The sequence below is a fragment of the Desulfitobacterium dehalogenans ATCC 51507 genome (assembly GCF_000243155.2).
Classification (GTDB): Bacteria; Bacillota; Desulfitobacteriia; order Desulfitobacteriales; family Desulfitobacteriaceae; genus Desulfitobacterium; species Desulfitobacterium dehalogenans.
Map to the genome: position 1 here is coordinate 3,444,414 of NC_018017.1, position 25,292 is coordinate 3,469,705.

Annotated in this window: 23 protein-coding genes; all 23 read right to left on the reverse strand. The window is 48.6% G+C overall.

What is annotated here, in order from left to right:
* Window positions 1-210 precede the first annotated feature (210 nt).
* Window positions 211-984, reverse strand: coding sequence for a type II toxin-antitoxin system Phd/YefM family antitoxin (locus tag DESDE_RS16690; protein WP_014795199.1), 774 nt, complete (start codon window positions 982-984; stop codon window positions 211-213).
* Window positions 985-1,014: 30 nt separating this feature from the next.
* Window positions 1,015-1,242 (reverse strand): hypothetical protein, encoded by a 228-nt coding sequence (locus DESDE_RS16695; protein ID WP_014795200.1) that lies wholly within the window; start codon window positions 1,240-1,242, stop codon window positions 1,015-1,017.
* Window positions 1,243-1,287: 45 nt separating this feature from the next.
* Complete coding sequence (locus DESDE_RS21870; RefSeq protein WP_156831330.1) at window positions 1,288-1,476, reverse strand: hypothetical protein; 189 nt, start codon at window positions 1,474-1,476, stop codon at window positions 1,288-1,290.
* A 463-nt stretch (window positions 1,477-1,939) separates the two neighbouring features.
* A complete protein-coding gene (gene ftsZ / locus DESDE_RS16700) occupies window positions 1,940-3,001 on the reverse strand; it encodes a cell division protein FtsZ (protein ID WP_014795201.1) in 1,062 nt (353 codons plus the stop codon).
* Window positions 3,002-3,209: 208 nt separating this feature from the next.
* On the reverse strand, window positions 3,210-3,539 hold the full coding sequence (locus DESDE_RS16705) for a small basic family protein (protein ID WP_014795202.1): 330 nt from the start codon (window positions 3,537-3,539) through the stop codon (window positions 3,210-3,212).
* Window positions 3,540-3,557: 18 nt separating this feature from the next.
* Window positions 3,558-4,283 (reverse strand): cell division protein FtsQ/DivIB, encoded by a 726-nt coding sequence (locus DESDE_RS16710; RefSeq protein WP_014795203.1) that lies wholly within the window; start codon window positions 4,281-4,283, stop codon window positions 3,558-3,560.
* Window positions 4,284-4,366: 83 nt separating this feature from the next.
* Window positions 4,367-5,626, reverse strand: coding sequence for a UDP-N-acetylglucosamine 1-carboxyvinyltransferase (murA, locus tag DESDE_RS16715; protein ID WP_014795204.1), 1,260 nt, complete (start codon window positions 5,624-5,626; stop codon window positions 4,367-4,369).
* A 16-nt stretch (window positions 5,627-5,642) separates the two neighbouring features.
* Window positions 5,643-6,509, reverse strand: coding sequence for a UDP-N-acetylmuramate dehydrogenase (gene murB / locus DESDE_RS16720; RefSeq protein ID WP_014795205.1), 867 nt, complete (start codon window positions 6,507-6,509; stop codon window positions 5,643-5,645).
* The gene (locus DESDE_RS16725) at window positions 6,439-7,263 is read right to left on the reverse strand and encodes a hypothetical protein (RefSeq protein WP_014795206.1); all 825 of its coding nucleotides are present in this window, start codon (window positions 7,261-7,263) and stop codon (window positions 6,439-6,441) included. The genes murB and DESDE_RS16725 overlap by 71 nt, the downstream gene beginning before the upstream one ends.
* Before the next feature lie 72 nt (window positions 7,264-7,335).
* A complete protein-coding gene (murG, locus tag DESDE_RS16730) occupies window positions 7,336-8,445 on the reverse strand; it encodes an undecaprenyldiphospho-muramoylpentapeptide beta-N-acetylglucosaminyltransferase (protein WP_014795207.1) in 1,110 nt (369 codons plus the stop codon).
* A gap of 1,000 nt (window positions 8,446-9,445) precedes the next feature.
* Complete coding sequence (spoVE, locus tag DESDE_RS16735) at window positions 9,446-10,540, reverse strand: stage V sporulation protein E (RefSeq protein ID WP_014795208.1); 1,095 nt, start codon at window positions 10,538-10,540, stop codon at window positions 9,446-9,448.
* Window positions 10,541-10,563: 23 nt separating this feature from the next.
* The gene (murD, locus tag DESDE_RS16740) at window positions 10,564-11,928 is read right to left on the reverse strand and encodes a UDP-N-acetylmuramoyl-L-alanine--D-glutamate ligase (RefSeq protein WP_014795209.1); all 1,365 of its coding nucleotides are present in this window, start codon (window positions 11,926-11,928) and stop codon (window positions 10,564-10,566) included.
* Between the two features lie 60 nt (window positions 11,929-11,988).
* A complete protein-coding gene (gene mraY / locus DESDE_RS16745) occupies window positions 11,989-12,996 on the reverse strand; it encodes a phospho-N-acetylmuramoyl-pentapeptide-transferase (protein WP_014795210.1) in 1,008 nt (335 codons plus the stop codon).
* A gap of 22 nt (window positions 12,997-13,018) precedes the next feature.
* Window positions 13,019-14,485, reverse strand: coding sequence for a UDP-N-acetylmuramoyl-tripeptide--D-alanyl-D-alanine ligase (locus tag DESDE_RS16750; protein WP_014795211.1), 1,467 nt, complete (start codon window positions 14,483-14,485; stop codon window positions 13,019-13,021).
* Complete coding sequence (locus DESDE_RS16755) at window positions 14,475-15,962, reverse strand: UDP-N-acetylmuramoyl-L-alanyl-D-glutamate--2,6-diaminopimelate ligase (protein ID WP_014795212.1); 1,488 nt, start codon at window positions 15,960-15,962, stop codon at window positions 14,475-14,477. The genes DESDE_RS16750 and DESDE_RS16755 overlap by 11 nt, the downstream gene beginning before the upstream one ends.
* A 44-nt stretch (window positions 15,963-16,006) precedes the next feature.
* Complete coding sequence (locus tag DESDE_RS16760; protein ID WP_014795213.1) at window positions 16,007-18,055, reverse strand: stage V sporulation protein D; 2,049 nt, start codon at window positions 18,053-18,055, stop codon at window positions 16,007-16,009.
* Between the two features lie 53 nt (window positions 18,056-18,108).
* A complete protein-coding gene (locus tag DESDE_RS16765; RefSeq protein ID WP_014795214.1) occupies window positions 18,109-18,588 on the reverse strand; it encodes an FtsB/FtsL family cell division protein in 480 nt (159 codons plus the stop codon).
* Window positions 18,589-18,616: 28 nt separating this feature from the next.
* Window positions 18,617-19,549, reverse strand: a complete 933-nt coding sequence (rsmH, locus tag DESDE_RS16770) for a 16S rRNA (cytosine(1402)-N(4))-methyltransferase RsmH (RefSeq protein ID WP_014795215.1) — start codon at window positions 19,547-19,549, stop codon at window positions 18,617-18,619.
* A 17-nt stretch (window positions 19,550-19,566) separates the two neighbouring features.
* Window positions 19,567-19,998: a division/cell wall cluster transcriptional repressor MraZ gene (gene mraZ, locus DESDE_RS16775; RefSeq protein ID WP_019851107.1), complete on the reverse strand. Its 432-nt coding sequence runs from the start codon at window positions 19,996-19,998 to the stop codon at window positions 19,567-19,569.
* A 293-nt stretch (window positions 19,999-20,291) separates the two neighbouring features.
* On the reverse strand, window positions 20,292-21,704 hold the full coding sequence (locus DESDE_RS16780; protein WP_014795217.1) for an NCS2 family permease: 1,413 nt from the start codon (window positions 21,702-21,704) through the stop codon (window positions 20,292-20,294).
* A gap of 248 nt (window positions 21,705-21,952) precedes the next feature.
* The gene (gene lpdA, locus DESDE_RS16785) at window positions 21,953-23,338 is read right to left on the reverse strand and encodes a dihydrolipoyl dehydrogenase (protein WP_014795218.1); all 1,386 of its coding nucleotides are present in this window, start codon (window positions 23,336-23,338) and stop codon (window positions 21,953-21,955) included.
* Window positions 23,339-23,351: 13 nt separating this feature from the next.
* Entirely contained in the window at window positions 23,352-24,641 is a 1,290-nt protein-coding gene (locus tag DESDE_RS16790) for a methyl-accepting chemotaxis protein (protein ID WP_014795219.1), read from the reverse strand.
* Between the two features lie 214 nt (window positions 24,642-24,855).
* Window positions 24,856-25,053: a DUF1858 domain-containing protein gene (locus DESDE_RS16795; protein ID WP_014795220.1), complete on the reverse strand. Its 198-nt coding sequence runs from the start codon at window positions 25,051-25,053 to the stop codon at window positions 24,856-24,858.
* Between the last annotated feature and the right edge of the window lie 239 nt (window positions 25,054-25,292).

The following is a 25,292-nucleotide window of genomic DNA, read 5'->3' on the forward strand; positions in this document are numbered from 1 at the left end:
CAAATATAATAAAAGCGTTAATTTGCTCTAAACAAAGAGTACTATGACGATCTTGTGCTCTTCGGCAAGCCTTTTATGATAATATCGTCCTAATCAGTCCATCTCCCTTTCAAGAATCATGCCCATGGACAAAAACAGCATGCCCTCCAATCGGTCGCTTCAGACCATCTCATTGGAGAACACGCTGTTGCCAAAGTTCGTTTCAAGGGTTCAAGGGAAGATTTCAGTCCCCACAATCTCCAGATCAGGAAACCAGCAGGACCGAACCGCGTCCTGTTTCCGGTAGGTCATAAAATGATCAATATCCAAGTCTTTAAAGCCATAAACCAGAACAATTTCCTGGACAGGATCGACAATCCAGAACTCCCGGACCCCGGAAATCATAAAGGTGTTCAGCTTATCCACCATATCCCTGGAACGGGTGCTGGGGGAGAGAATCTCCACCACCAGAACCGGCGTGCCCATATAGCGCCCTTTTTCATTGGTGGTCTCAGCCACATCGCAGGCAATGAACAAGTCCGGCTGCATCACATCGGGATCTTTGAACCCCTCTTTGCGGAAATGCACATCGAAAGGGGCATAGAACACCTTGCAGGGTTTCCCTTTAAGATACCCTTTAAACTCAACATGCAAGTTTCCCGAGATTTCCTGATGAAGGGTGCTTGGCGAACTTAACAGCACGATTTCCCCATTGATAAATTCCATGCGCAGCTCGCTTTTCTCATAAATCTCCATAAATTCATCATAGGAGACCTTTTTGCCGCCGTACTGGTAGTCCAGGGCCTTTTCTTTCATGAGGAAATAACGGTCGGCATCTGTGATGTAAGGGGTAAGACGCACAGCTTTTTTGCCGTTTTTGGTGATCACCACTTCCTCATTTTCGTTCATAACATAATCCAAGTACATTCCCAGATTGCTTTTAAGCTCCGTGGCTGTAATCGCGTCGCTCGCCTTTTTCGTATTTCCTTCTTTCTTATCGTCCATTTTATTCTCACCTCGTACGATAATTGTATATCATCGTACGATTTTTATCAACTGTTCGCACGCAAGATAACCACTTACAGTGCAGCCTGCTCCGAAAAAACTCCGGAAAGCTCTGAAAGCTGATTCTCCAGGATTTTGATTTACACCGTTCGCTCCATAAGCTGCGCGGACAAAACTAACGCTTAAGCCCTCCACTCCGAAAGGTGCCCCGCCAAATCGCTCCTGCTCAATGGCGGGTTGGAAACATCCTGTTTCCAACCTTTCTCCGCTGCGTGCTTTTCGCGAAATTTTGTTTCCGCTCGCTTAAATCCGTTCTCTGCTGTAAATCAAAATCCCTGGGCTGTTTTTCGAGTTTGAGCAGGCGGGGCGTTGTGAGAAATGCTGGGCAAGTTGCCTGCCCCGAGCCGCTTTTTCCGTCTTTACCGCCGCTTGAGCGGCATAGTCGGCTACTCTGGGAAAATGCCTGAAGATAACCCCGGAAAATCCTCGCAAAAGGCCCCAGGACCCCAAAAAAAATGCTGAAAAGGGACCCGCAAGCGTAGCTTTACGCACAAAAGCGGACGGATTTCACTGTGTATAAGGCAGCTAAGGCTTCTGCTTCGCTTCACTCACCATAAGCCAAGCTTTCTTTAAGCGGAGGGGCGGTCAGGTTAACGAGGCTTTCTTAACGTTGCGGAGCCACCGGTTCACATCAAGTATTACCTGGAGGTTTGGCGGAGCTGTTAAGAAAGCGAGTTAACCAGCCCCGGAGCTATGGAGTTCGCGTTGTGCGTAAAGCTACACAACCCGAGCAAAAACTTTTCATCCTTTTCTTGTGCTGCGGCAAATGTGCTACTGCACGGCATGGAGGCCGACCCTGCCCCGAAAAAGACCTGGAGAGCCAATAATAAAAGGCCAGGCTTTGCATACTCATTAAGCAATCAAAGCCTGGCTTCAATGTATTTCATTAAATTAATTAACGTCTGCGACGTAAGAACTCCGGAATATCAAGATCCTCAGATGTTGCCGCTACAGGGCGAATCGCTTCATTGGCACTTCCTCTTAAGGTACTGGTAGCGGACTTTTGTTGGTCAAATCCGGTAGCAATGACCGTCACCCGAATCTCTTCCTTCAGGCTTTCATCGATCACTGCACCAAAAATAATATTAGCTTCAGGATCTGCGGCTTCAGCAATGATCTCAGAGGCCTCATTGACTTCAAACAAGGTCAGATTCTGACCTCCGGTGATATTCAGCAGAACCCCTTGAGCCCCTTCAATGGAGGTCTCAAGCAAAGGACTGGAAATAGCTTTCCGCGCCGCATCCGCCGCTCTATTCTCACCCGTCGCCCCGCCGATTCCCATCAAGGCTGAACCGGTGTTGCGCATAATGGTCTTCACATCGGCAAAATCCAAATTAATCAGTCCGGGAACGGCAATCAAATCCGAAATCCCCTGAACCCCTTGACGCAATACATCATCGGCGATCCGGAAGGCTTCATGAAGAGCGGTATGTTTGTCCACGACTTGAAGCAAGCGATCGTTGGGAATCGTGATCAAGGTATCGACTTTGCTTTTGAGCTCAGCGATCCCTTTTTCAGCCTGCATGGCCCGCTTTCTGCCCTCAAAAGAAAAGGGACGTGTCACCACTCCAACCGTCAGAGCACCTAATTCCTTAGCGATTTCAGCTACAATAGGGGCCGCCCCGGTTCCAGTACCTCCGCCCATTCCGGCAGTGACAAAGACCATATCGGCACCTTTCAGGACACTAATTAATTCTTCCCGGCTTTCTTCAGCCGCTTTTGAGCCGACTTCAGGATTAGCTCCTGCACCAAGGCCTTTAGTTAATTTATTGCCAATTTGGACCTTCTGTCCGGCCCGCGAGAGGTTGATCGCCTGAGCATCGGTATTCACCGCTACAAAATCCACACCTTTTAAACCTGCCGTAATCATGCGGTTGACAGCGTTGTTTCCCCCGCCGCCGACCCCAATCACCTTAATCTGAGCGAATTGATTAAAGTCCATATCGAATTCAAGCATTTAGCTGACGACCCCCTCGCTTATATTAAAAAACCTTTTATCCCTCATATACAATCCCGCAGTTCAAAACAGTCTCATACCAGTGATAAATTCTATGGACAGGCATATTATCCTTCTTTTCACTTTAATTTTTTTAACATGAAATATTATCCATAAACCCAAATGTTCACAGATTATCGCCAAGAAATCCTTTTATCGTTCTCAATCTCTATCTTTTAATCAAATGCCTGCGAATAATAGCTAAGTTATTAAACAATCGGACTCCAAACGCCACCACAGCTGCCAGAAATAGGTCCACCCCAATTCGGTCTCCCACATAAGCAAGGATTCCGGCCAGCAAAATGTTGGTAAAGAAACCCGAAAGAAAAACGACAGAGTCAAAATGGTTTTCCTGGTTAGCACGAATACCCCCCAATACAGAGTCCAGAGCCGCTAAAATAGCCACTGAGAGGTACTTTGAGTACTCAACCGGCACGGAAAACGGGCTGAACCAGCCGATAGCCAGTCCAAGAATCAGACCTAAAAACGGTAACCACATGTAAGAAATTCCTCCTCATCAACGGCCGATAACAGGCTTAGCAGCTGTAAAGTCGATATACCTTACCCCATTCTTAAAGGACTTATACCCCTCATCATTGATCAGGGTATAAAGGGACTTAAGTTTTTCTGTCCAGGCATCGGCCTTGCCTAAACGGACTTCCACTCCATCCGTCAAAAAAAGGATCATCTGTTGGATAGGATTAACGTAGATTTCTCCGATCCAAGGCTCTAACTCCTGAGGAGCTTGTCCTAGCAAAGTAAGGGCCGCCCTAAGTCCGGGGAGATCCAATTCCTGCCCGGGACCTGCTGTATCAGGAAGGGCCACCCCATTGATAACCGGATAGCTTTGCTCTGGCCATCCCTCCAGACGACGGAGATAAATCCCTTTGCCATCCACCTCAACTACCCCTGAGTTGACAAGCACCAGAGCTACAGGAGTACGCTCCTTGACCTCCAGAACCAAGCGGTTGGGGAACTTCTTTTTAAATTCTACCGACTCCACCAGAGGGTGAAGCAGAACCTTTTGTTCAAGCTGTCTTTGATCCAACATAATAAGATTTTGTCCTGTTACATCCGTAGTCAAACGTTCAATTTCATTGAGAGGGATTTCTTTTAGCCCCTCAATGCTTATTGCTTCAATGTTAAAATAGCTGGACTGTAAAAAAAAGCTTATCCCTACAACGGATAGTATAAGAAGTATTGAAATATAGAGAAAGGATGTAGTCGATTTCCTAGGCTCCATGGTCACGCCCCCCAGCTCTCAGTATATCGAATACCATCCTCTCTGTCATGTCTTTCTTTTCAAAAGCCCTTGATTTCAACACTCTAGGATTTAACCCGCTTTAGCTTGGCACCCACACTGCGGTATTTTTCCTCCAGATTATCGTAGCCACGATCTATATGCCCTACTTTTTCCAGCACAGTTGCTTCTTCCGCAGCTAAGGCCGCCAGGAAAAGAGCAGCTCCCGCCCGCAGGTCCGTAGCCTCAACAAAAGCGCCCTCCAGACTTTCCACACCGCGGATAATAGCCGTTCTCCCCTCCACAGTAATTTGGGCTCCCATGCGGCGAAGTTCATCCACATGCTGAAAACGGTTTTCAAAGATGGTTTCAGTAATAACGCTGGTTCCCTCAGCCGTAGAGAGCAGCGCCATGAATTGAGGCTGCATATCCGTTGGAAAACCGGGATGAGGCATGGTTTTGCAATCCACTCCCTTAATTCTCCTATTGCCCTTGACCCGAATAGTGTCATCCCCAATGATGATCTCCGCTCCTGCTTGAAGGAGTTTAGCCGTCACAGGTTCCAAATGCTCAGGAATCACATTGCTGATTTCAATATCCCCTTGGGTCATGACAGCGGCTACCATATGGGTTCCCGCTTCGATCCGGTCGGGTATCACCGTATGCTCCACAGGATAGAGCTTGCTCACTCCCTCGATGCGCAGGACATCCATTCCTGCACCGCGGATTTTCGCCCCCATCTTGTTAAGGAAATTCTGAAGATCGATAATCTCCGGTTCCCTGGCTGCATTATAGATGGTGGTGGTTCCTTTGGCAAGGACAGCTGTCATCATGAGATTTTCTGTGGCTCCTACACTGGGGAGATCCAAATAGATTTTAGCCCCTTTGAGCTGATCCGCCCAAGCCTCGATATAGCCATGCTTTTCCTTGACCTTGACACCCAATTCCTGCAGTCCTTTGATATGTTGATCCATGGGCCGTGAGCCAATGGCACATCCACCCGGTTTGGATATCCGCACCCGGCCGTTACGAGCCAGGATGGGACCTAGGATGAGATTGGAGGCTCTCATTTGACGCATAAGCCCTTCATCCACTTCACAGCGGGCCAGGTCTGAAGCATCTACAAGTAAGGCTTCTTGCTGAGCATCCACACGAGCACCTAGGTATTCAAGCACTTCGATCATATTCCCGATATCTGCTAAATGGGGAATGTCCAATAAAGTGGTCTTTCCCGAAACCAGCAAAGAAGCTGCCAATAAAGGTAGGGATGCGTTTTTAGCTCCACTATTGCGCAGTCTACCTTCCAACCGTTGTTTTCCGGTAATGACATACCGATCCATCGCCATGAAAGATTCCTCCCTCTTAGCTGGGTGGGATATACCGCACCTCAGTCTTTAACTCAACGCCGAATTGATGATGAACATCCTTTTGAATCTCTCGTATCAAGGCTAATACATCGTGGGCTGTAGCATCTCCTTGGTTCACTATAAAATTCCCATGCTTTAAGGATACCTGAGCCCCACCTAATCTCTTTCCCTTCCAACCGGCTTTCTCGATTAAACGTCCAGCCGAATCTCCGGGAGGATTCCGAAACACACTTCCTGCATTGGGCAGTTCTAAGGGCTGGGCAGCTTTTCGCTTAGCCAGGTTCTCACTCATAGTTGCCTGAATCACATCCGGATCTCCGGATTTTAGGCAAAAAATCCCCTCCAGGATGATGACCTGGTCCCGTAAGGAACACTCTCTATAGCCGAACTGTATCTCTTGTTTAGCAAGTCGCTGCAATTCTCCCTGTGGAGTGAGAATTTTGACCTCCTCCAGGATATCCTGGATGCTTCCTCCATGAGCTCCTGCATTCATAACGACAGCTCCACCCACTGTGCCCGGAATTCCCCGGGCAAACTCCAATCCGGTCAAGCCGCGATCCGCAGCTTCTTGAGATAGCCGGGCCAAAGAGTATCCCGCCCCCACTCTGACTCGTTCAGAGTCCCATGCGGACTGAGCTAGGCCCGTGCTAATCACTGTTACCCCGGTTAATCCTTCATCCGGAAACAGAACATTGGAGCCCCGGCCAAATAAACGAAAAGGTATTCCTTGTTCCTGACATTTAAGCCAAATCTCCCTGAGCTCTTCCTCATTTTCCGGCCAACAGACGGTTTCAGCCAACCCCCCTATCCGCCAGGTATTCAATTTCTTCAGAGGGTACCGGTGCTCGACCTGTCCACTCATCCCTTGCCATATCATTGGTATACCACCTTATGTTCATCATATCATAGGCACGCCGAATACTTCTCCAGGGAACCCCGAGTTGGAGTGCTTGAAGCATTACTGTATACACAGCATCATCCAGAGCTTTATCCGCACAAGGGGTAATTTCCCCCAGATACTCGAATCGGTCTTTATCGGAATAGAACTCCACCTGATCCCCCTGACGAACCCAACAGCTTTCGGCTAGAACCAGCTTCGGGCGGCGCCCAAACATCTCATGGCCCCAACACTCTGTAAACCAGCTTTCAGGGATGATCCAATGAAGGCCGTTATTGATGCGAGCCTCCCATTGACCTTCCTTGGTCTGCCACAATAATGAAGGCTCAAACCCGGCACAGTCTAATATTCTCCACAAAAAAGGTTCATTATCACCTAACTTTGGATTCACCGGAAGTACAATTTCTTCTTCCCAATACCTATGTAGGAATTCTGTAAGCTCCGTTTGGATAAGTCCCCGGGAGAGGCCCCATTGTCGGTAAGGATCCTCCTGAGGGATACCAGGCCAATAGAAAATTTCTGTGGGTCCCACATCGGATACATCATACAGTTCCTCCTCCAGACCCGGGATTGTTCTATCTGCCCAATCAACTATGGCTTCAGGTGATGTTTCTCTGACTATAACATCTCTATGTAGGACATTCAACAGAGAAAGAATTCCTTGCCATCCATCCCTATTTTGGGGAACGAGAAGTAATATTTTCCGCTTTGGCCACAAAGCAAACCCACTCCCTTCTTTCTGACTGTCATATGTTATGCAGCCCAGTCAGAAGGTGTGAAAGGGAGAGGATTATTTCCATGCCGTATCCATGCAGACTTTGACGATCTTATTGAGTGCATCAGGCTGGCCCAGACCCTGTGCAGCCTGAGCCATCTTTTGCAGCTTTTCAGGCTTTTCAGTAAGTTCTTTTACCAACGCCCAGAGCTTTTCACCGGTTAAATCTTTATCCAGAATAACACGGGCGGCGCCCTCTTTCTCTAAAGCCCGGGCATTAAACTCCTGATGGTTTTCAGCTGCAAAAGGATAAGGTATAAGAAGCCCCGGTTTACCTGCCACCATGATCTCAGCTAAGGTCGTTGCACCGGCTCGCCCCACAAACAGATCGGCACAAGCCAACGCTTCAGGCATATCTTTCAGGTATTCAAGCACCCGCCAATTTTCTCTTTGCCACTGAATCCCCTGGGCCTTTAAACTCTCCAGGGTTTCCTGATAGGTAGCCTTGCCGGTGGCCCAAATTACTTGGACATCTCTTCTGCCTGCCAAATGCTTAAGCACTGTAGGCATGGCTTGATTGATACTGCGGGCACCCCGGCTTCCCCCTGTTACAAGGAGAGTCAAACAATCTGAGCGCAATCCTAAACATTCCGCCCCCTTCTTCCGGGATAGTCTCCCTATCTCAGGACGAACCGGCAAGCCCGTCAAAATCAACTTCTGACCTACGCCAAAATGAGCAATGCTCTCCGGAAAGGTTACCATGACTTTACGCACAAAACGGGTAAGAATTTTGTTGGTAACTCCTGGAAGGGCGTTCTGCTCATGAAGCAATGTCGGAATCCCAAATAAGGCCGCTGTCAAAACCACCGGCCCCGATACATATCCTCCCGTTCCTACCACAAGATCCGGTTTGAACTTTTTGAGAATTTGTTTGGTCTCCCACAGAGCTTTGAAGCTCTTTCCCCCGACCTTGAGGGTCTCCAGGCTGAGTTTGCGGGGGAGCCCTTGTCCGGAAACCCCTGCAAATTCAATACCGGCTTCAGGAACCAGGCGCGCTTCCATCCCTTCCCGAGTACCTATGTAAAGAATTTCAGCATCCGGTTGGTGGGCGAGAATCCCCTTGGCGATGGCAAGAGCCGGATAGATATGGCCCCCCGTTCCTCCACCTGTTACAATCACGCGCATGGAAGTCCGCTCCCTTCGTCTTTGGTGAGTTTATCTGGATTGCTTAAGTGTTTTTCGCGGTGTTTTATTAGCCTGTTTTGGGTATTACTTTCGTATTTCAGGCATTTCTTTCGTTTTTCAGGCATTGCTTTGAAGTGATGGTCTCCAGGATTTTGCTTTACGCAGTCACTCTATAAGCTGCGCGGACCAATCTAATCGCTCAAGACCTCCGCTCCGTCGGGTGCCCAGCCAATTCGCTCCTCGAAAGCACTGCTTTCGCACTTGTTCTCAATGGCTGGTTGGAAACGTCCTGTTTCCAACCCGACTCCGCTGCAGTCTTTTCGCGAAGATTGGTTTCCGCTTGCTTTGAAGGCGTTCCCTGCTGTCTAGCAAAATCCTTGGGTCTCACTTATAAGTATATGTGTAGGCGTGCTTCTTGAGACTCTCCCCAGCCGGTCTCATCTGCGAAGCGAGTTGCGATTACAATAAGCGAGGTTTTTACGGGAGCAGTCAGCAAACTTGGGCTGAACTGCACCCCAGACTGCGGGACGGGTCACAGGGACGTGACCCGCCGCCTACAGAGCAGGAGCGATTTAGGCGGGCATCCCGCTACATGCAAAAAGCAGTTGAGCCCTTGGTTTGCTCTGCGACCGTAACCCCGAGCGTCTGTAACGCAACTCCCTTGCACAACTTCCAGCGAAGCCCTACTCAGCAAGACCCCACTCCCCAGCCACCTTATCCTGCGAAGCGAGTTGCGATTACAGTAAGCGAGGTTTTTACGGGAGCAGTCAGCAAACTTGGGCTGAACTGCACCCCAGACTGCGGGACGGGTCACAGGGACGTGACCCGCCGCCTACAGAGCAGGAGCGATTTAGGCGGGCATCCCGCCACATGCAAAAAGCAGTTGAGCCCTTAGTTTGCTCTGCGAACGTAATTTCCGAGCGTCTGTAACGCAACTCCCTTGCACAATTTCTTGCAAAGCCCCTCTTACACAAACTCTGCAAACCTGCCCAAAGCGACCCTACCGCGACTCCCGCGAAATATTCAAAAGCACCCCCACCCCCAGCATGGTAAAGACCAGGGACGTCCCTCCATAGCTCAGGAAGGGTAGGGTTATTCCCGTAACAGGAAGCACTCCGCTGACAACACCCATATTAATCATAGCCTGTATGCACACCATCCCCGTAAGCCCCACCGCCAGAAAGCCAGTGAAGGCATCCGGCGCCCCCATAGCCACTCGGAAGCCTCGCCAGGCCAGTAGAAAAAAAAGCAGAATCACGATGGTGGCTCCTACAAAGCCCAGTTCCTCCCCGATCATAGCGAAGATAAAATCCGTGTGATTCTCCGGGAGATAGAGAAATTTCTGTTTGCTTTGCCCAAGACCTAAGCCAAAAAGCCCACCCGGCCCCAGAGCGAGCAAGGCCTGAATCGTTTGATATCCCTTCCCCGAGGGGTCCACCCAAGGATCCAGAAAGGCGAAGATGCGATTCATCCGATAGGGTTCCGCTGCAATAGCGGCAACAACCAAACCCACACCAGAGCATCCTAAAGCAATAATATGGCTTGCTCTGGCACCTGCGGCAATGAGCATAAAGAAAGTCGTCCCGGCGATAACAAGGGTTGTTCCCAAATCAGGCTGGAGCATAATCAGCCCCGCTACAAGGCCTAAAAGCCCCAACACGGGAAGCAGACCACGCCGAAAGGACTTAATCTTATGAGGATCAATAGCTAATATGCTGGCCATGACCAAAACCATGGCCAGTTTAATCACTTCAGAAGGCTGAATGGATAAAGGTCCAAGACCAATCCAGCGGTCAGCACCATTTACTCTACGCCCGATCCCGGGAATTTTAACCATAATCAATAAGACAATGGCGATAAGAAGGGCAGGCTTTGCCCAGCGGCGCAAAAGGTTCAAATCCAGGTTCATGGCCAGAACCATCGCCACTAATCCGAAGACAACCCACATCACCTCCATTTTCAGAAAGTGATAGGGATCGTCATACATCACATATCCTTTAACGGCGCTGGAACTGTACACCATTACGATTCCTATCGTAAGGAGCGCCAGGATTGCTCCGAGTAAGACCAGATCAGGGCGACGGCGTCTTGGCATTGTCTAGTTCCCCCTTTGAAAATTTAAATGGGTTCCCTATAATGCCTACGCACTAACTCCTTAAAGAATTCCCCTCTTTCTTCATAACTCTTAAACATATCCCAACTTGTACAAGCCGGCGAGAGGAGAACCACATCCCCAGGCTCCCCTTCAGCAATAGCAAGCTCCACAGCCTCTTCAAAGGTCTTAGCCCGTATGTAATCCTGAATTCCTACATCTTTGGCCGCTTCCTCCATCTCTACCGCCGCCGATCCGACAAGTACAAGGCTTTTCACCTGTTTCTTAACCGTTCTCATAAAATCATGGAAATCCAGGCCTTTGTTTTTACCTCCGGCAATGAGAATGATCGGTTCCTCAAAGGCATATAAGGCCTTCTCCGCTGCGTCAGGATTGGTTCCTTTCGAGTCGTTAATAAAAAGTATCCCCTCATAGGTCCCTACCACTTCCTGGCGGTGCTCAACCCCTTTAAACTCCCGTAAACCTTCAGAGATTTCCTCCCAAGAAAGTCCCAGCTCCCTTACAGCAGCGATAGAAGCCATAATATTTTCCAAATTATGATTACCCCTTAACTGGAGTTCACCCCGACTGATGATGGGAGTGATTCCCCCCCCTTCAGCGAGAACGATCTCATCCCCTCGAACTCCATATCCCTCTTCCAAAAGGGAAGTGGGACTAAAGAAGACCACCCTGGCTTTTAAATGAGGAGCCAGTTCACGAACCTTGTCATCATCCCAATTTAAAATGGCACAATCTGATTGTCTCTGATTCTCAAATATCCGGGTTTTGGCTGCCAGATAATTCTCTAAGGTTCCATGGCGATCCAAATGGTCAGGGGTAACATTGAGGAGAATCCCCACGTTCATACGAAGACTGTCCACCAGTTCCAACTGAAAACTGGAAAGTTCAGCAACAATAATACCTTCCTCACCCAGTTCCTCTACCTGATCGCTTAAGGCAACACCGATATTGCCGGCGACCAGAGTGGGTTTTCCAGTCCGTTTGGCCAGTTCTCCAATCAATGTCGTGGTGGTGGTTTTCCCATTGGTTCCCGTCACCCCGATCTTGAAAGCCGGGTGATCCCTCAGGGCAAGCTCCACTTCACTCCAAATCAAAGCACCTTGAGCAATCCCTTCTTGAATAAAAGGAAGTTTTGGGGACACTCCTGGTGAGAGGACAATCACTTCAGCTTCTACTTCATGCCATTGAGGGATATGACCCAAAACAAGTTGTCCATCCTGCAAGCCCAATTCTGAGATGCCGCTGAGTTGGCCCGGCTCCTGTTGATCTGTCAAGGTGACTCGTGCGCCTAGGGCCTTCAGCCTTTTAACCGCCGCTAATCCACTTCTTCCAGCACCAACCACAAGTACTTTTTTTTCTTTCAAATTCATTCTTTCACCTTCTTGGAAAAGTCATAGGGATTATGCATCGCGGTATAATAGCCGGTGCTCCTAGAACATTCCAGCCATATAGGCTATTACCCCAAGGACACCGCAAAGAATAGAGGCCAGCCAAAAAACCATGACGACCTTCCGCTCACTCCAACCGCCCAGTTCAAAATGGTGATGCAATGGGCTCATGCGGAAGATTCGCTTACCCGTGGTCTGATAGGAAATGACCTGTAAGATCACGGAAATCGCCTCAACCACATAAACCCCGCCAATAACCAAGAGAATAAGCTCAGTCTTGGTTAGCACAGCTAATCCGACTAACGCTCCCCCCAAGGCCAAGGAGCCCGTATCACCCATAAAGACCCGGGCCGGATTTTTATTAAAACGAAGAAAGCCCAGACAACCCCCGACTACAGCTGCCGCAAAGACAGCAAGATCGGATTCATAGGCTAATATAGCCACTCTTCCCCCTTGGGAAGCTGCCAGCCAAGCGATACCGATATAGCTTAGCATACTGAATGTCGTAGCACCTGCCGCTAAACCGTCCAGTCCATCCGTCAGATTAACGGCATTGGTAATCCCCACGATAATGAAAGCGACAAAGGGATAGTATAACAAACCTAATTCCAAGTGAATCGAGGTAAAGGGAATAACAAGATCAGTCCCTCGCCCCAGGAAGCGATTGGCTGCCCAGGTCAAGAGAAAAGCCAAGGCGATTTGGCCAATTAACTTTTGGTATGCTCTCAGCCCTAAGGAGCGGTGCATCACCACTTTGATAAAATCATCGATAAAACCGATAAGACCATATCCCAGCATGGCACTAATCACCATGACCATTTCCAGAGACGTGGGTTTTTCCGCCATGACCAGAGCACTAACCACAATTCCCACTAAAAAGATAATGCCACCCATGGTGGGAGTTCCAGCCTTAGCTAAATGCCGCTTGGGGCCTTCCTCACGTATAGTTTGGCCAAATTTCAACACCCGTAAAACGGGAATCATCAATGGTCCAAGTATTAAAGTGATAATCAGCGCTAAAGCAGCAGCCAAAAATATGCGTTCTGACATGGATTAATTCCTTCCTTTACTCTTAACCTTTGCGAAGTGCCCTTGTCACTTCTTCCATTTTCATACCACGAGAGGCTTTGATTAAGACCCAAGTGCCTTGGTTTAAACCCGCAAGTATCTCTTGGGCTTTTTTTATAGCCCCCTCGCGGTCAGGAAAGGAATGAATCCTTTGGAGTGATAACCCCTTTTCCTGGGCTCCCCGGGCAATCTCCTCAGCAAGTATGCCAACGGTGATCAGTTCTGAGATTCCCAGGTCGGCTACCGCCTGCCCTACTTCATAATGCCCCTCCCGGCTGGCTTCCCCGAGTTCATACATCTCTCCTAATATAGCAAGAGTGGATACCCCTCCTCTTTCCCGTAATACTTCCAGGGATGCTTTCATGGATGTTGGATTAGCGTTATAGACATCACTGATTAAGGTGCTATTGCCTATTCCCGGATGAAGCTCCAGGCGCATCCTGGATAACTCCATGGCAGCCAGACCCTTGCACCCCTCTTGCAAGGGTACATTCAAGAGAACTCCTACACTAAGTGCTGACAAAGCATCCAGCACATTGTGCTCTCCCGGCAGAGGCAGATGAACTGTAACCGGTAAAGTGTCCAGCCTTTCCACAGCTTTCCCCGAACTCAAAGGGCTCCCTGAAGAAAAACTGTTCTTTTCAAGCTCTGCCTGGAAGCGGGTTCCGAGGGTGCCGAAGGGAGTAAGATCCGTTCCCCGCAGATCGGGTTTGTGGAATTTTCCTTCCAGGCCATAGAAGAAGGCCTGATGAGAGTCATGCTTGGCTAGTTTCACACTCCACTCATCTTCCCCGTTCAGGACAGCATTCCCTGTCTCAGGAAGGGCTTCGATTAACTCCCACTTAGCCCGTGCGATATTTTCTTGTGTGCCTAAAAGCTCCATATGGGTTGTGCCAATGTTGGTTATTACACCGATATCTGGATGGGCTATATCACATAAAAAAGCGATTTGCCCCAATCCACGCATGCCCATCTCTAAAATAAGAACTTCCGTATTCTCGGTCGCGTTCAAAATGGTCATAGGAAGACCTAATTCATTATTTTGATTTTCTAAATTTCTATGCACACAGTATTTTTCACCTAATACCGCCGCAACCATATCTTTTGTCGTGGTTTTTCCATTGCTCCCTGTGATGGCAACGACTTTTGCCCCCAGCTCCTTGCGCCAGGCCTGAGCCAAAGTTTGCATAGCGATAAGGCCGGACCCCACTTGGATAAGGGCTTTACCCTCAGGAACCCGGACTTCCTGGCGAAGCTGCAGCCGCTCTTTCTCGCCAATAACTACTGAGGCGCCTTTATCCCAGGCCCCCTCAATATAATCATGTCCATCCACCTTTTCCCCCAATAAGGCAAAGAAGATATTTCCTTCTCTAACCTCCCGGCTGTCGATCGCGCAGCCACGGGCCTGGACCCGGAAGTCGCCCAGCAATTCCCCTTGGAGCAAATCCGCAATCCTTTGGCTATCCCACATAACCGAGCCTCCTTAAGGCTTCCCGAGCTACTTCCCGATCATCGAAGGGGAACACGTCTTTGCCGATGATCTGATAATCTTCATGACCTTTTCCGGCAATCAGCACTGTATCCCCTTCCTTGGCAAGAAGGCAGGCGCATTCGATCGCCTCCCGGCGGTTCACATTAGCGGTATAATCGATCCCTTCAATCCCTTCTAAAATGTCCCGGATAATCTGCCGGGGATCCTCGGTACGGGGATTATCTGAAGTTACAATCACATGGTCGCTGAGCTCCTCGGCAATGGCTCCCATCTGAGGCCGTTTGCCTTTATCCCGATCCCCGCCGCAGCCAAATACTGTAATCAGGCGTCCCTGAGTAAACTCCTGAGCTGTCTTACAGACATTCTCCAGCCCATCCGGAGTATGGGCATAATCGACAATGACTTGAAAAGGCTGCCCCATCCGCACGCTTTCAAAGCGTCCTGGGACTCCAAGGACCGATGCCAGGGCTTCGCGAACCTGTTGGGGACTTCTTCCGCTCTCCACTCCCCAGGCAAAAGCCGCCAGAGCATTGTAAACACTGAACATTCCAGGAGTTGAGTACTCCACCTGCACCGATTGTCCCTTAAAACGAACCGTGAATTTCACCCCATCGGCAGTCAACTGGATGTCCTCCGCCCGATAATCCAAATGTTCGGCTTTGACCCCATAGGTCACCACAGGAGCGGCAGAAAGCCGGATTAAGGTCGACCCAGCCGGGTCATCCCCGTTGATAACCCCCACCTTAGGCTCTTTGGCCCCTGTAAGGCCGCTGAAAAGTATGGCCTTAGCCTGAAGGTACTCCTCCATTGTTTTATGATAATCCAAATGATCTTGTGTCAAATTGCTGAAAATACCTGCGTCAAATTCACATCCTTTAACCCGTCCTAAGACTAAGGCATGGGAAGAGACTTCCATGACGGCATATTGAACCCCTTCGTCCACCATTTCCCTCAGAAGCTTCTGGAGATCAATAGCCTCCGGGGTGGTCCGGCTTCCCGGCAGCTCTCTTCCCGCGATGCGGGCTCCTAAAGTACCGATTAAGCCCACTTTTTTTCCTTCCCCTGCGGCAATATGCTCCACAAGATGTGTGATTGTTGTTTTTCCGTTAGTACCTGTTACCCCCACCACTTCCAGTTTGCCGGCAGGGTGATCATAAAGATTGGCTGCGAGATACCCCATCACCTCCCGCACATTGTTTACTTGGAGTTGAGGAATATCAAGAGGGAGAATCCGTTCCACCAGTAAAGCGACTGCTCCTTTGGCAATGGCTTGGACCGCAAAATCATGGCCGTCAACATTCATTCCGGGTACACAAGCATAGAGGTCTCCGGGTTGAACCTGGCGTGAATCCATAACCATTCCTTGGATCAGGGTTTCTTGATCTCCAACAGTATTCGTGATTTCAATTCCGGGTATAATTTCTGAGAGTCTTTTGCGAACAGACTTCACCCTCATCACTACCTTTCAACTCTATTATAGACAGTTAAAATCTATTGCAATCATTCGATCAAGGGCTGCCGCCAGGGCATTTGCAGCATGGCTTCTATGTCAATATCCACTTCTTCTTCCACAGCCCACCAGTTTCCTGAAGTAGGAGCTCCCGCCTCTGAGCCAAGATAAAGCAGCACAGAAGAGCCTTCTTCCACTTTAGAATCCCCATGAGGAATTTGATCCAGAACAACCTGCCCACTGCCTTCCGTTAGGACGGTAAAGCCGGCTTGCCTCAGGGATTTCTCGGCCTCGGCAAGGGGCAGCCCAAGAACAGAAGGAACCGTTACCGCTTTTTTTACGGGTGGTATCTGCATATCCAAGCGGGGTTTACCCAGAGTCAAGGGGGCTTTCAGATCCATTTCCACCCCTAAATATTTTAAAGAATCCTGCAGCACTCCTCTTACCGGCGGAGCCGCAACAGATCCCCCGTAAAAGGGGACACCATCGATGACGCACAGGATGGCCAGCTTGGGATTATCAGCCGGGGCAAAGGCCATAAAGGAAGCAATATACTCCCCTTGTATGTACGCTCCATTGGCGACTTTTTGGGCGGTTCCGGTCTTACCTGCTACCCGATATCCGGGCAAAAAGGCCCGATACCCTGTGCCGTTGGTGACCACGGACTCCAGCATCTGCCGGGCAGTTTTCGAGGTATTCTCACTAATAACACGTCGTACTTCCTGAGGTTCAAAGGACTCCACCACTTTCCCGGTAGGCCCGACGATCTCTTTAACCAGTTGAGGCTTCATTAGCGTCCCGCCATTAGCCACTGCGGAAACCGCTGTAAGCAGCTGAATGGCCGTTACATTATTGGTTTGCCCAATGGACATAGTGGCAAGATCCAAAGCAGTGGCTCTCTTTTTACCGGCTAAAATGCCCACCGCCTCACCGGACATTTCGATTCCCGTTTTCTTTCCAAAGCCGAAGTTATACAGATATTCATAGAATTTATCCATACCTAAACGCTGACCCATGGCGACAAACCCTGGGTTGCAGGAATTTTCAACCACCTGAGTGAAGGTCTGGCTGCCATGACCTCCACGCTTCCAGCAATGAACGGTCTTACCCAGGATGGTCACTCCTCCCGGATCGAAAAACCCTTCCTGGGGATGGATCTTTTTCTCCTCAAGGGCAGCTGCCAACGTGATGATCTTAAAAGTAGACCCTGGTTCATAGCCATTTTGAATAGCAATATTGCGCCGAGTACTCTGGTCATAGTTATTGTAATAATTAGGATCATAGGTAGGCGCGGAGGCAAGTGCCAGGACTTGCCCGGTATTGGGATCCATAACCAGGATGGAGGCGCTCTTGGGGACTTGGCCATTCATATTATCCCCTTGGCCGGACATCAGCTTCTGGAGTTCACGCTCCGCAAAGGCCTGAATATTTTTATCGATTGTCAGGCGTACCGTATTTCCATTCTTAGGGGAAACATACATCTGATTAGCAAAGGGCAAGGGAATACCATTGGCAGCAAACTCTGTCAACACTGCACCCGGGACTCCGTTCAACTCAGAATCCCTAGTCAACTCTATTCCTTCTAACCCCTGGTTGTCAATCCCCGCAAACCCAATAATATGGGCAGCTAAAGTGCCATTGGGGTAATAACGCACACTATCCTCAGTAATTCCAATCCCAGGCAGTTCTAAGGCCCGAACTTGAGCCGCCACCTCCGCCGTAACTCTCTTCTTAACATACTCCAAAGCAGAACGCTTGGTTATCCTTTCCAGCACCTGTTCTGGCTCCATTTCCAATAGACCGGATAAAGCACGAGCGATCTCTTCCCCTCTTCCTGAAGAGCGGACTTGGGCAGGAACAGCATACACGGTCTCAGTACTGACACTCATGGCCAGGACCTCTCCATTGCGATCTTCAACATTTCCCCGCTTGGCCGCTACAGGGACTCCCCGATAATGGCTTTCATCAGCCTTATCACTTAAAATTGCACCCTGAGCCAGCTGTACAAAAGCCAGTCGTACGATCAGCACCACCAAAAAGGCACTGACACAGAAAAAAAGAAAGGCGATACGTTTGCGCATGACAACATAAGGACTCATCGTCCCACCCCCTATTCTAGGGCGTCACCGCGAACTCTACCGCCTTTTATTATTTATCGTTGTGTGGAAGCAAAAAAGCTTGTAAATTTCTGCGAAATCTGTTCCAATGCGGAAGGTTCCTTAACGACCTCTTCCTCTTTGGCCGGTGTTGACTGGACGCCCATTTCAATCTTGGCGACAGGCAAGGTTCCAGCCACATAGACCGTTCCCGCAGGTTTTTCCATGCCCATGGCAAGTGCAGCACTTTCAATCCGGCTTACCGATCGCAATTTATCCACTTGGGCTTGCAGAAGATCATTGTTTGCCTTCAGGTCGGCAATCTCCTTCTGGGTCGCCCGGATTTGCGCTCCTTTGACCACCGTCAGATTAATGGTTTCCGCGGCAAAGACTGTCGATGCGGCAACCACTAAACTCAGGATAAGTACACTTTTCCAATGAGAACGAGGCTTTTTCCTATGGACAGGCTTTTTTGCTTTGCGGGGTTGTTTCTCTATGGGCTGCTCCCATTCAATTTTTTCCTGCGCTAATACCAAAGGTATTCCTCCTCCATTCTCTTTAGAATCAAAGTTTTTCCGCAATCCTTAGCTTGGCACTGCGTGCCCGAGGATTGGCATCAACCTCTTGGGGACTGGGCAGAATCGGTTTACGATGGACTAAACGAGCCATCGCCTTAGCGCCGCATTGGCAAACCGGGAAGACCGGTGGGCAAGTGCAGCGGCCTAACCAGGAATTCATCTTTTCTTTGACGATCCGGTCCTCCAAAGAGTGGAAGGTTATGACTCCTACCCTTCCCCCAGGAGCCAGACAGCGTATCACTTGGTCCAGAGCTCTCTCCAAGACTCCCAGCTCATCGTTGACGGCTATGCGCAGGGCCTGAAAGGTTCTCTTAGCGGGATGAGGCCCCTCTCGGCGTGCCCCTGCCGGAATCGCCTTTTTGATAATATCCACTAATTCGCCCGTGGTTTCGATAGGTTTCTGTTTACGGGCCTCCACAATAAATTCAACAATGCGTTTGGACCATTTTTCCTCTCCGTATTTCCAGAGAATCTCAGCCAGTTCTTCAGCCTTCCCTTCATTGACCAGAACCTTCGCAGACAGTGGATTCTGAGGATTCATCCGCATATCCAATTCCGCATCCTGCATATAGCTGAACCCACGTTCAGCCTCATCCAGTTGGGGGGAAGATACTCCCAGATCAAAAAGAATGCCTTGAACAGGAAGAAGTTCCAGGGACTTAAGAGATTCCTCCAAACTCTCGAAATTGCGATTAACAAGGTGAACCCGAGGGTCTCCCTTAAATTTATCCTGAGCGTTTTTTATGGCTAAGGGATCCTGATCGAATCCCACCAGCTTTCCCTTTTCACTCAGCATCCCTAATAAGAAAGCACTATGCCCTGCTCCCCCTAAGGTGCAGTCCACATAGGTTCCCGAAGGATCCTTGACAACCCCGTCCACCGTTTCCTTGAGCAACACTGTGATATGATGAAATTCCAAACTATTCGACCCCTTCTCTATATTCCCAGGTTCACCAAAGATTCTGCAGCACTGGCATAAGCATCTTCAGCCTGACGGGAATAGTCTGCCCAAAGGGCTTGACTCCAAATCTCCACACGAGAGGAGACTCCCACCAACACCGCATCCTTATCAAGTTGAGCATATTCCCGTAAGTTAGCCGGCAAAAGAATTCTCCCTTGCTTATCCAACTCACATTCAGTAGCCCCGGAAAAAAAGAAACGGACAAAAGCTCGTGCATCAGGTTGAGTAAAAGGTAAGGCCCGTAATTTCTCTTCGAGAATTTTCCATTCGTCTAATGGGTAGACAAAGAGACAGTGATCTAAGCCTTTGGTGGCGATAAATCGCTCCCCTAAGGCTTCCCGGAATTTTGCCGGTACAATCAGCCGGCCTTTTCCATCGATCGTATGGAGGTATTCCCCCATGAACATACTTTGTCACCCCACAAGCGCGTCACTTCGCCCCACTTCAACCCACTTTACCCCACTTATTCTCCATTTATAAGGATTTTCCTTCTTACTGCAAGAGCTTTTTTTGAGAAAATCGAAAATAGGGAAGAAAGTCCTATTGAAAACGAGAAAAGCTCTTATGCAAATTTCCAAACGTTTGGAAATTTGCATAAGAGCAGAGAAAACGAAAAGGGGGGACAAGTCCTATTATTCAAATTAACTTATTTGAATAACGGTACCTATCCCCTCTTTTCACAATAATTAAATTCCGGTAATTAAATTCTCGCTAAAAGCACAAAGTTAAGGACAAAGAGCAAAGTGGCGATCCACAATACCGGACTGATCTTTTTGGCTTCCCCTTTGAACACCTTGACGATGCAATAGAAAATAAAGCCTGCCGCAATACCATAGGAGATGCTGTAACAAAAAGCCATGAAGATACCGGCAAAGAAAACAGGAATTGCTTCGCTTAGATCTCCCCATTTAATCTCCTTAAAGGAAGAAAGCATCATGATACCAACGATGATCAAAGCGGGTGCCGTGGCCACACTGGGAACCGCGCTGACCACCGGTGCCAGGAAAGCACTTGCTGCAAAGAGAACAGCCACCACAATGCTGGTCAATCCGGTCCGTCCACCGGCGCCGATACCGGCTGCGCTCTCCACATAAGTGGTTGTATTGGATGTCCCGAAGAGGGAACCTACCGAGGTAGCGATAGCGTCGGCAAAGAGGGCCTTGTCCATTTTGGAGCTGAAGCCTTTGCTGGTTTCCATGGCTTTCAGATCAGCTTCAGAGAAAATCCCTGAACTGCGGCCGGTTCCAATAAAGGTTCCAATCGTATCAAAAACATCGGATAAACTGAAGGCAAAAATAGTGACCAAAACGAGAGGAATCTTAGCGGGATCGCTGAAGAGGGAAACTAATCCCGGATTTCCAAAGGCTGCCATAAAGGTTTGAGGCAATTCAGCAAGGGCATCGCTGAAGCTCATGGAGGATCCCATATGAGTAATGCCTAAAGGAATACCTACCAAAGTGGTAGCAATAATACCAATCAAAATAGCGCCCTTAACATTGCGAACAAGCAAGATAACGGTAAGAACAAGTCCTAAGAGAGCCAGAAGTACGGAAGGAGAATTTAAAGTAACAAGAGCCGGAACGGCACTGGAGTTCGCGATCACAGTTCCGCCTTCACCCAATTGAATATAGTTTCCAGGGTCGGAGGTAAAAGAAAGCAAGCCGGCGTTCTTGATTCCAATATAAGCAATAAAAATACCAATACCGCCGCCGATAGCGTTTTGCAGACTTAAAGGAATGGAAGTAATAATTTTTTTCCGAATGCTTGTCACTGTAATTAAAATATTAATAAGACCGCATAAGAAAACCATAGCCAGTGCTTCTTGCCAAGTAAAACCAATACCAAAAACCACAGTAAAAACAAAGAAAGCATTAAGACCCATACCAGGTGCTTGAGCGTAAGGGACATTAGCGAATAAGCCCATGACTAAAGTACCGATGACGGATGCAACAATTGTAGCCAGGAATACTGCGCCCCAAGGCATACCCGCTTGAGAGAGCATAGCCGGATTGACCATGATGATGTAGGCCATTGCGAAAAATGTAGTGATTCCGGCAACGATCTCCGTACGGACATTGGAGCCGCTTTCCTTAAGTTTGAAGAAATTTTCCACTCTGATTCCTCCTGTTTTAGTGTTATCTTTGCCATTTTTTGTCAAGAAAAGACTTCCAACAGCATTTAATTTGATGAATGTATTATACTTCAACCCCGAACATTAGTCCACAGTTTTTTTCTTTCGTTCGGATATTTCTCGATCCCTATTACTTAGAAAAATTAAAAGAGTATAGTCAGGGGGCTATGCCCACATCCTATACTCCTCAATCCGTATTTTGATCCGATACTTTTTGTATATGTGCTTTCTTAGGCTAAGTGAAGAGGCTTTTCCACGATCCCATGAGCGGCCTCCATAATTGCCTCCGGTAAGGTGGGATGAGCGTGGATGATCTTAGCCAAGTCTTCGGCCTTTATTTTTTTCTCCACTGCCAGAACGCATTCCTGAATCAGGCTGCTGGCCTGAGGCCCCATAATGCTGGCACCTAACACGATTCCATCTTCATCAGCCAACAGCTTCACTAGCCCCATTATTTCCCCAAGAGCTAAGGCCTTGCCATTGGCGCTGAAAGGAAATTTACTGACCTTATAGGGTTTTCCTGAGGCCTTTAAGGCTTGTTCCGTCTCACCTACGGTGGCAATCTCCGGATAGGTGAAGATGGCACTGGGTATTGTACGCCCTTCCATACTAGCCTGATGCCCCGCAATATGCTCAGCTGCTACCATACCCTGCATGGAGGCAACATGGGCAAGCATTGCTCCCCCCACCACATCTCCAAGCGCATACACCTTGGGAACTGAGGTTTGCATCTGGGAGTTAACTTTAATGGCTCCCCGGTCCAGTTCAAGTCCTAAGGCATCCGTATGGATGCCGCGCAGATTTGGCCTTCTGCCGGTGGCCAAGAGCACCTGCTGGGCCGGGAGTTCCTTCAATCCTTTTCCATCTTCTACCGTAACCACCAGACCATCTTCTTTAGAATTGATCTCTCTTACAGAAGCTTTGGTCAGAATCTCCAGCCCACTTCTTTTTAGTAAGGGGGTTAAGCGTTTGGGTATTTCTTCATCAATATTCGGAAGAAGGGAAGGAAGCATTTCTACCACACTAACCTTAACTCCAAATTCATGGTAAATGGACGCAAATTCCAAACCGATGACACCACCACCAATGATGACCAGGCTATCCGGTAGATTTTCCTGTTCGAGAATTTCTTCGCTGGTTACCACCCCGGGAAGGTCCACCCCCGGTACGGGAATCCTTGCTGGAAAAGATCCCGTGGCCAAAACCAAATTCTCCACATGAAGTTCAATCTTTTCCGTTTCGGTAGTGACCTCAATTCGATGGGCTTCTCTTACTTCTCCCCAGCCCTTAAGTACTGTGATTTTTTTGGCCTTCATCAGTTGCTCTATCCCGCTTACTAAGGTATTGATCACTTGATTCTTTCTTGCCGCAATTTGGGGGTAATGGATTCCTCTATCCCCAAGATTAATACCAAATTCTTCAGCATGTTTTATTTCCCGCCAGAGTTCCGCACTTTTAACTAGGGTCTTGGTGGGGATGCACCCTTTGTTCAAACAGGTTCCCCCAAGACGTTCTCCTTCAACTAAAACGACGGATAAGCCAAGCTGGGCAGCGCGTAAGGCACAGACATAACCCCCGGGGCCTCCGCCTAAGATGCCAACCTGATAGTGTTGCATTTATTCTTCCTCCCTATACCTTAAAACGGACGACCTGTTCCCTGAGTTCCATAGCCATACTTACCAAACTTTGGGCAGCCCCGGCAATATTTTGCATACTAGCGGCAACCTCTGCGGAAGCCTGTTCGATCTCCTTGGTGGATGCTTCAGCCTCTGCCGCAATATGTTCCACTTGCTGGGATTGACTGGAAACCCCCTCCATATAGCTTAAGATTTGCTCACCGGAAACGGCAATTTCTGAAATATCACTGGACACCTGTTTGGTGGACTTCACAATAATTTCTAGTGCCTGCCGGGCTTCTAAGGTCAGTTGTAATGAGTTTTCCACTTTCGAGTCGGCTAAATTCATCGCATCCACCGTGGCCGTAATGGTTTCCTGGATACCATTGGTGATCTCGGCTACCTCATCGGTAGAGACCGATACCCCTTCCGCTAACTTACGAATCTCATCCGCCACAACAGCAAAGCCCCGGCCATGCTCACCGGCCCTGGCTGCTTCGATGGCGGCATTGAGTGCCAAAAGATTCGTCTGGCGCGCGATGGAGGCGATAGTCGCTGTAATAGACACTATTTGCTGGGATTGTTCATCCAATTTTTTAATACTCCCGGAAGCTTCATCCACCGTGGTATTGGTATCTTGCATAGCCTTAACAATCCCTGATAGACCTTCCAAGCCTTTTTCGGCATTTCCCTGGGAGATGCCCGCTTCCTGGGACACAGAATTGGCCCGCTCTGCAATAATCTGAATGGTATTCCTCAGACCCCTGAAGGAATCCATGGCCTGGGAGACAATCATGGTTTGCTGAGCCATTCCATTGGACATTCCCGCTATATGTAGGTTGACTTCTTCATTCTTAGCCGCTATCTCCTCAGAGTTTGCGGAAAGTTCATCGATAGCTTCAACCCATTCATTGGCCATGGTTCTGATCTTATGAATAATCTCCCGGAAGTTCCTGGTCATGGTATTAAAGGCATTGGCCACTGCTGCCATGTCCACACTGGTAACCTGAATCTGGGTATTGAGTTCACCTTCTGCCACATGCAATATCCCAATTTCCATCTGCTGAATAGGCTTTAAAAAACGATTATAATTCCGAAAAGAGGCCGCCACAGCAATTCCCAGACCTGCTATCAGATACCCCCCAGAAACCACTAACATTTCAAACTGAGGTAATTTTAGAATAAATTGAATCACTGCTGCAATCAAGACGACCGAAGGAATCACAACCTTCAAGGTCTGCCCGATGTACTTAAAAAGGCTAACCTGTTTCAAATCCTTGGAGCCATTCATCGCAAGGCTCATTTGAGATACCCCCCCTAGGTCTGTGATTTTATCCCAGACTTTTCTTATTCTTTTGTCTAAATGATTCTCGTTGAATTTTATTTTTCCTCCAATAGACTAAAATTTCTGAATATTTTTAGTTGCTATCCCAAACTTCCCACAGTCTTTCCTACAAAAAGAACCTATTCTGTACAACACAAAATAGGCTCTCCTATTCCATCTAGACTAATCTATATTAATTTGATGCAATCGCTTGGTTTAACCTCTCTACCAATTCATCCGGTTTCTTTCCATGGGTGAGCGCCGCTCCTTCAATACTTTCCATCGTGGATGAAGGGCATCCTAAACAATGCATGCCTAACTCCAGAAAGGTCTGTACAGTCTGGGGATAGCTGCGTAAAACCTGACCCACTGTCATGTCCTTAGTGATCAATGCCAAAACCTCCTAGCTCCCTCTTACAATTCTCACTAAAATGGTCGGATTTATTATAACTTATTTTGCTGACTTGTTCAACTTTTTATGTCTGTGGTGTCTGTGGAAACCCATCTTGCGGAGCAGCCGGTCATGCCACTCAGACCCGAAAGGCAGCCCAAGGATTTTGCTTTAAGGCAGAGAACGAATTCTAAGCGAGCAGGTAAGCAATCTTCGCGAAAGACTGCAGCGGAGTCGGG